Below are 459 nucleotides of genomic sequence, written 5' to 3' on the forward strand. Positions count from 1 at the left end.
GGTCCGGTATCACCAGTCGGCCCAGTATCACCAGTAGGTCCGGTATCGCCGGTCGGTCCGGTGTCACCAGTAGGCCCGGTATCACCAGTCGGTCCAGTATCGCCGGTCGGTCCGGTAGGTCCAGTATCACCAGTAGGTCCAGTATCGCCAGTAGGTCCGGTATCACCAGTCGGTCCGGTATCACCAGTCGGCCCGGTATCGCCGGTCGGTCCGGTATCACCAGTAGGTCCGGTGTCACCAGTAGGTCCGGTCGGTCCTGTATCACCAGTCGGCCCGGTGTCGCCAGTAGGTCCGGTATCACCAGTCGGTCCGGTATCACCAGTAGGTCCGGTATCGCCGGTCGGCCCAGTATCACCAGTAGGTCCGGTATCACCAGTCGGTCCAGTATCGCCGGTCGGTCCGGTCGGTCCGGTATCACCAGTCGGCCCGGTGTCGCCAGTAGGTCCGGTATCACCAGTC

The 459-nt window shown here is 63.2% G+C and carries 1 protein-coding gene; it reads right to left on the bottom strand.

From position 1 onward, the window contains the following. Positions 1-459: collagen-like domain-containing protein (locus RZO55_RS26045; RefSeq protein ID WP_318064627.1), on the bottom strand; the 459-nt coding region annotated here is incomplete at both ends.

The sequence above is a fragment of the Clostridium boliviensis genome (genome assembly GCF_033342255.1).
In the GTDB taxonomy this organism is placed as follows: domain Bacteria; phylum Bacillota; class Clostridia; order Lachnospirales; family Lachnospiraceae; genus Lacrimispora; species Lacrimispora boliviensis.